The sequence below is a fragment of the Salipiger marinus genome, from assembly GCF_035481585.1.
GTDB classification, from domain to species: Bacteria; Pseudomonadota; Alphaproteobacteria; order Rhodobacterales; family Rhodobacteraceae; genus Salipiger; species Salipiger marinus.
On record NZ_JAYKSL010000052.1, the window covers coordinates 1 to 6,414 of the forward strand.

Here is a 6,414-nt window from a genome sequence, read left to right on the forward strand (position 1 = left end):
AAAAACTCTGCCTCCGGGCGGTCCAACGTTGGGGGTCAGAGCACTTCCAGCCGGGCTCAAGTCGCAGCTGGATGAAAGTTCATTGGCAGGTCACAGGGGACTTGGCTTCACATGCAATGGCTTTATCACTCGCCTACGCCGGAAAGATCGTCCCAAAAGTAGATTTGGAGGCGACCTTTAAACGCCCTAGATCGGCCAGCAACATCTTGGCTTCCCGTCATTGCTGACGAAAATGGTCACCGAACTCCCGAACTAGGTCTGCCACTCAAGTTACAAAGATTTCGTCCGTGGTCAGCGTCGGCATACCTTCAAATGTGGCGATCTCCAGAGCCGCCGCGTCGCCGGTGCCGTCTGCGTCATAGCGCAGCGTCGTGCCATCGAACAGCAGACGGTGGTTGGCGGCCGTGGCCTCGGCGCCGAGATGGAAGGCGTCGGCATCGGGCGCGCCGCTGTCCATGTCGACCCGCGCGCCGCTGATCACGATGCGGTCCTCGCCGGGGGTGAAGTCGGTGATGACGTCGGCGTGTCGCGCGCCGAGTTCGTCGGAGAAGATGAAATCGTCCGCCCCGCCGCCGCCGGTCAGGGTGTCGTTCCCGGTACGCCCGCTGATGTTGTTGTCGGTGGAATTCCCGACCACCAGATTGTCGAGGTTGTTGCCGAACGTGGTGAGGCCGCCCACCAGTTCACCGGTCTTGCCGACAACCTCCTGGAGGAAGATATCCTCGATCCCGAGCATCAGGCGATAGCTGTTGTGGGCCAGAACCGTGTCGTGGCCGTGCAGCGTTGCTTCGAGGAATTTCAGATTCGGCGATATCCCCGGCTCTGTAGCCGTATCCTGCGCGTGACGCAGGATATAGGTGTCATCGCCATCGCCGCCTATCAGCGTGTCGATACCTCGACCACCGTCGAGTATGTTGTCAGCATCGCCGCCTACGATCAAATTTGAAAATCGGTTTCCCGTTCCGAAAATAGCCGACCCGGTTAGTGCCAGTCGTTCGATGGCCAGCCCACTAAAATCGAAGTCCACGGATGAGAAAACAACATCTCCTCCCAAAACGGGCAACCAAGCGGCTCTTTCAACGACCACATCGCCAGAATCGTCAACGTAATACACGTCGTCCTCGCGTCCGCCCATCATAAGGTCAGACCCCAACCCGCCGTCCAGCCTGTCTCCGCCTAGACCACCTTTCAAGGTGTCGCTTCCATTGCCGCCAAAGAGAAGATCGCGCTCTTCACCACGTCCGGAGGACAGCAAGTCGTCGCCGTCGTTACCAAAAAGCCAGTTGGTCTGACCGCTGAACCCTGTGATCGCATCATCGCCGCTGGTGCCTTGCCACTCATAGTATGAGTCGGACGGCGAGTCTGGTAACCGCAAGGTAACTGTAATCATGGGTGCTCTTCCTCAACTTCCACAAGTGATGCATCGCACAGGCTTCACCTTCCGTGTCTGTATCAAGAATTTTGTTTGACCCAAGGGTTATTTGCCTTTCAGGATAAAACTGCGGCTCGAAGCTTGTGATCAAATGATTAGGTCATGTTGACAAATGGCGCACCCAAAGGCGTATCGACGTGATGTCGATGCATCCCAGGAAGCTCTCCGCGGTCTTGTCGTAACGGGTGGCGACACGGCGGGCGTTCTTCAGCTTGTTGAAGCACCGTTCGACCAAGTTGCGCAGCCGGTAGAGTGATAGGTCCACGCCAATGTGCTTTTTGCGGGACTTGCGCATCGGAATGACCGGCAGGACATCCAGTTTGTCCATGGTTTTCCGAATGCTGTCAGCGTCATAGCCTCGGTCGGCCAGCAGGACACTTGGTGTCGGCAGATTGTCGGCCATGACCAGATCGAAGCCGAGAAAGTCGGAAGTTTGCTCCGCGGTGATCTCCGTCCTCATGGGCATCCCTGCTGCATTGACGAGGAGGTGGATCTTGGTCGTGAAGCCGCCACGCGAACGACCAAAACCCTGTCGCGGAGTCCCCCTTTAGCGCCCGCTGCCTGATGATGGGCGCGAACCACGGTGCTGTCGATCATTTGCAGTGCGTGCGGGACAGCGCCGCTTTCGTTCAGGGCGTCCATGATCTGCTCCCAGAGCCCCGCCAGCGTCCAACGCCGGAACTGGCGGTAGACACTTGACCACTTGCCGAACTCTTCCGGCAGATCGCGCCAGGGAGAGCCTGTGCGCGCGATCCAGAAAATCCCATCAAGAACAAGGCGGTGGTTGCTAGGTTTGCGCCCGTTCGGGGCACGGACTTTCAGGAGGAAACGCTCAAAAAACGCCCATTCCTCGTCCGACATCAGGTCTCGTGCCAAGCTGGTCTCCATCGCAGATACCAGCTTGAATCACGCTTGCCGCGCAGTGTGAATCCCTTTTGTCAACACGCCCTAATCAGGAAGGAAGATAACCAAAAAATTAACCGGGACATGCCGGTCCCGATATTCGCGATAAACTCCATCGTCGTCTTCCTTCCTGCTCACCGTCTCAATTAAGATGATCCATAATTCTCATAAAAGCCCGGTTGTTAGATGTCACCGGCTCTGTCGTCCGAAAAGGCTGATGGCTGCGAATACCCTTTCTCGTTACGGACTTATCGCACAGCCTCGGTTACAAGGTTGGCTGTGGTTCATATGGCACGGCTTTCGGTCCTAAAGGGGCTTGTTGCATATATCAGTGAGAGGGATTTCGGTCGGGAATCCTGAGGGTTAGATCGGCGCTATGCCGAAGCCAGCCCCCACTTGCTACCGCACGACGAACTGGTCCGACTATATCGTTTCGCTTACACGGCGCGGCTTCGGCGGTGGTGAAGCCTTCGCGTCCAGGTGGCGTTGACTGGTTCCGAGAGATTGTCGCCTGGAATGCCGTACGCACTTGGTCCCCATAACTATGTTCTCAATCGTGCAGTGTCCGGATGCGCGGGTAGTGCGGTACAGAGCGCGGGCCCTGAGCTCCCGGCCACCTTTCTCTATGCCGCCGGATGTCGAGGTTTGCGATTTGGCTGGTTTGTTCCCGTCAGGGGAACAAACCAGCCAACCTCCAAACCGCCGTACCAGCGCTTCCATTGACACGCCCCTGGCCGCCGACGTGTGGGCATCGTTGCGGATGTGGCGACCGCTGCCTGATGCGCAGCTATGGGGCGAGCTGGGCGATGTCTTGTTACCTCACCAGCCCATGGACAAGCAGATGGTCGAGCGGCTTTTCGGCACGACACAATGGGACGTGCTGAATTTCCGGCCAGGGTACACCGGTAGCCGCCCTGGGGAACTGACCGGCAACGAGCCAAAGCTCTCCGCCAAAATCCAATCATGACGACCTCTATGGCACCCTCACGCGATACTTCATCGATGAGTATCCCTTCCGGCCGCATCGCGGCACCGGGATGTACGGGGCGACCCCTCGTCAGAAGCAGGAAGAAGCCCTGATGCTTTACGGCCCGATGGAACGGCCGCCGCAGCGTGACCGGTGTCTGCATTTTGGCGCGAACTTTCAGGCAACCACGACGTCAGAAGGGGCAACCTTGCCAAGGTCCGCGCCGTGGACCGTCTGGTCCCGGCGTCGATCACCGTTCTCGCGGATGCGCTTAAGGACGACACCACGCGGCTGGACATGTTCAGCCTCAGCGCTAGCGTCATGGGTTCACCTCTGTTTCGCCACAGTAGATGGCCGCGAAGGCCAGTTTGCGCCGAACCATCTAGGGCATTTCCGCCTGACCTGTGCGCTTTGGTCACCACTGAACAAGGGCGCACGCCTCCCTACATCTTGCCCCCATTGTGAGAAGAGCACTCCTCGTATCCTCCCCCTTTGCGGCCAAACCCGCTGAGGGCGAGAATGAAAACGGCTGTGGGTATGAACACCGTCCCAACACCGCCAACGGTTTCGGACAGCAGCCCGCCCAGGAGCGGCAAAGAGAATGCGACAAGGTAACCTACGAAAGTGATCCCGCCTGTCAGGCGCGCGACGTTCGTCTCCTCGGTCACGTCTGGCGGCAGGGACATGATCAGGATAAGTTGCAAGGAGGCGGCGAAGCCGGCGATGAGGGCCCCCAGATAACCGATCGGACCGGGCACGAAGCCAAAGCCGATCATGCCGGCAGAAGCGGCGACGCCGGTCATGACGATCGGGCCCCGGCGACCGATCAATGCAGCCTTCCACCAGAGCATGGCCAGCGACGCCAGCAACGCCGTGGCGTTGTAGGCGACGATCAGCGTCCCGAGCCACGCGCCGTTTCCCCGTGCAGCAAGAGTGGCATCCATATAGGCGTTGATGCTGAAGAACACCGCAATCGATCCGGCCAGCCAGAGCCCGAGCTCCCATGTCCGGCCATCCGACCAGTCTGGCGAGACAGGCGCTGGCCCGCCGGGCTTCGCTCTTTCCCTAGGAATGAGGATGAGCACCGCGATTCCGTAACCGGCCGGTTGCTACCGCGGTGATTTTGCCTTGATGCGGGCGACGAGTTCTGCGTCGTGGACGAAGTCGTCGAGGAACTCATGCCAAGTTTCGGGGGTCATGCGCGCGGCCCTGAGCATGTCTCGGAGTTCTTCGATGCCGCGGTCTGTGAGAGCCGTAATGGCTTCCTCCGAACTGGTGTAGACGCTGATGATGTCACCGTAGGTCAGATTGTCGTCGTTGGAGACGATGGCTTCTAGCAACTCGGGGTCTTCGCCGAGCATCTTCGCGACATAGTCAATGGTGAAGACATGAGTGACAGTCGCCATCAGGCGGCCTCGGCCTGAGCAGTGCCCATCGGCGCCCAGTTCCACGGGAGGAGCTCGTCGAGCCGGTTGATCTTGTGATCGTGGATGCGGTCGAGCACGTCCGCGAGATAGGCCTGCGGATCGAGGCCGTTCAGCTTGGCCGTCTCGATGATCGTCATGGCGCGGGCCAGCGTTTCGCCGCCGGTGTCGGCACCCGCGAAGAGCCAGTTCTTCCGGCCGATGCCCATCTCCCGTTCATTCTGCCCATGTCGGGCAGATTGTCGTGGTGCGTTACCGCTGGCACGCGCTTTTTGGCCGACACTTGCGGATCGAGCGTGTCGATCGGCGCAGGTCCGGTCGGTTTGTTCATGTCGAAGTCCATCCGGGCGTCTTCAGGGTTCTGGCTGCGTGGATGCTCGATCCGGTGGCCTGCGCCGGAATGGACCTCGGCGCGCCGCGTGTGTCGCTCGCCGCGCTTGCTGATCTTGATGACCTGCTGAGTCGGCGCGGTTTTCGGCGAAACTCTCCCGGTGACATCACCGCCGGAGAGGAGCAAACCAATGCAAAACCTGCCAACCCGACCGTCTTCGCCGAAACAGCTGCAGATGCAGTTCGACGCGACGCGACTGCGAGGCATGAGCCCGCTCGATCGCCAGCAGATCGTGGTGCGCCTGGCGATCCTCCTGACCGAAGCGGCGGGAGCGGCCGAACCGGAGGGAACCGATGATGGACGGTGATTTCCTCCCGCCGGCCATCCTGCAGCGCAAGGCGGTGGTCTATGTTCGCCAGTCGACCCAGGCCCAGGTTGATCTCAACACCGAGAGCCGACGTCGCCAGTACGAGTTGGTCGACGTTGCCCGGCGCCACGGGTTCAGGACCGTCGAGGTCATCGACGACGACCTCGGGCGTTCCGCGAGCGGCATGGTGGCGCGGCCCGGGTTCGAGAAGCTCGTCGCCGCCTTGTGCGCGGGCGAGATTGGTGCAGTGCTGTGCTTTGATGCCTCGCGGCTGGCGCGCAATGGCCGGGACTGGCATCATCTGCTCGAACTGTGCGGTCTGGTCGAGGCCCGTGTGATTGACCTTGATGGCATCTACGACCCCTGTCGGCCGAACGACCGGCTGCTGCTCGGCATGAAGGGCAGCATCAGCGAGTTCGAGCTGGGTGTGATCCGGGCGCGCATGGTTGACGCCGCCCGGGCGAAAGCGCGCCGTGGCGAGCTGAGGATCAGCGTGCCGATCGGCTATGTCTGGCACCGCGACATGGGGCTCGGCGTCGATCCCGACATCCGGTTGCAACAGGTGATCCGGTTGGTATTCGAACGGTTCCGGCAACTCGGAAGCGCGCGACAGACGCACCTGTTGCTGACGGCGGAGGGTGTGAGCTTCCCGCGTCCGTCGGACGGAAAGCGCCTGACGTCCTTCGACTGGACGCCGATCCGCTACCGCAATGTCATCGCACTCCTCAAGAACCCTTTTTACGCAGGGGCTTATGTCTACGGCAAAAGCGAGAAACGGATCGAGTTGGTCGACGGAAGGGCGCGCAAGTCCTATGGCCACGGAAAGCCGCCCGAGGCGTGGGAGGTGGTGATCCACGATCACCATGACGCCTACATTGACTGGGCGGAGTACGAGCGGAACCAGACCCTGCTCGCAGCCAACGCCTATGGCCGTGTCGGTGGGCAGAATGTTGGATGTCACTGAGAACTGACCCAGCATTGTCATCGAGA

General features: G+C 60.3%; 7 protein-coding genes and 1 pseudogene. 3 read left to right on the forward strand and 5 right to left on the reverse strand.

The window, feature by feature from the left end:
• Window positions 1–265 precede the first annotated feature (265 nt).
• On the reverse strand, window positions 266–1,390 hold the full coding sequence (locus VK682_RS26705; protein ID WP_230797806.1) for a M10 family metallopeptidase C-terminal domain-containing protein: 1,125 nt from the start codon (window positions 1,388–1,390) through the stop codon (window positions 266–268).
• A gap of 142 nt (window positions 1,391–1,532) precedes the next feature.
• A protein-coding gene (locus VK682_RS26710; RefSeq protein WP_230797807.1) for an IS5 family transposase occupies window positions 1,533–2,320 on the reverse strand; the annotation gives its coding sequence in 2 pieces (ribosomal slippage) (window positions 1,533–1,981 and window positions 1,981–2,320; 789 coding nt in all).
• Window positions 2,321–2,960: 640 nt separating this feature from the next.
• Between VK682_RS26710 and VK682_RS26715 the strand changes: the two genes are divergently transcribed.
• Window positions 2,961–3,302: a hypothetical protein gene (locus tag VK682_RS26715; protein ID WP_230797808.1), complete on the forward strand. Its 342-nt coding sequence runs from the start codon at window positions 2,961–2,963 to the stop codon at window positions 3,300–3,302.
• A 443-nt stretch (window positions 3,303–3,745) separates the two neighbouring features.
• On the opposite strand, the gene VK682_RS26720 is transcribed toward VK682_RS26715, so the two are convergent.
• From VK682_RS26720 to VK682_RS26730, 3 genes and pseudogenes are all read right to left on the reverse strand, one after another.
• On the reverse strand, window positions 3,746–4,270 hold the full coding sequence (locus tag VK682_RS26720) for a hypothetical protein (protein ID WP_324782943.1): 525 nt from the start codon (window positions 4,268–4,270) through the stop codon (window positions 3,746–3,748).
• A gap of 141 nt (window positions 4,271–4,411) precedes the next feature.
• A complete protein-coding gene (locus VK682_RS26725) occupies window positions 4,412–4,708 on the reverse strand; it encodes a hypothetical protein (RefSeq protein WP_089851230.1) in 297 nt (98 codons plus the stop codon).
• Window positions 4,708–4,941 (reverse strand): annotated as a pseudogene (locus VK682_RS26730) (transposase domain-containing protein); the annotation flags it as partial. The pseudogene VK682_RS26730 and the gene VK682_RS26725, both read right to left, overlap by 1 nt.
• Window positions 4,942–5,247: 306 nt before the next feature.
• Here VK682_RS26730 and VK682_RS26735 point away from each other — a divergent pair.
• Both VK682_RS26735 and VK682_RS26740 read left to right on the forward strand, forming a co-directional pair.
• On the forward strand, window positions 5,248–5,424 hold the full coding sequence (locus VK682_RS26735; protein ID WP_324782944.1) for a hypothetical protein: 177 nt from the start codon (window positions 5,248–5,250) through the stop codon (window positions 5,422–5,424).
• Window positions 5,411–6,388 (forward strand): recombinase family protein, encoded by a 978-nt coding sequence (locus VK682_RS26740; protein WP_324782945.1) that lies wholly within the window; start codon window positions 5,411–5,413, stop codon window positions 6,386–6,388. Before VK682_RS26735 ends, VK682_RS26740 begins: the two co-directional genes overlap by 14 nt.
• Window positions 6,389–6,414: the final 26 nt, after the last annotated feature.

Coding starts and splice junctions, on each gene's coding strand:
- VK682_RS26725 (WP_089851230.1), bottom strand. CDS start 4,708: ATGGCGACTGTCACTCATGTCTTCACCATTGACTATGTCGCGAAGATG.
- VK682_RS26735 (WP_324782944.1), top strand. CDS start 5,248: ATGCAAAACCTGCCAACCCGACCGTCTTCGCCGAAACAGCTGCAGATG.
- VK682_RS26715 (WP_230797808.1), top strand. CDS start 2,961: ATGCCGCCGGATGTCGAGGTTTGCGATTTGGCTGGTTTGTTCCCGTCA.
- VK682_RS26740 (WP_324782945.1), top strand. CDS start 5,411: ATGATGGACGGTGATTTCCTCCCGCCGGCCATCCTGCAGCGCAAGGCG.
- VK682_RS26705 (WP_230797806.1), bottom strand. CDS start 1,390: ATGATTACAGTTACCTTGCGGTTACCAGACTCGCCGTCCGACTCATAC.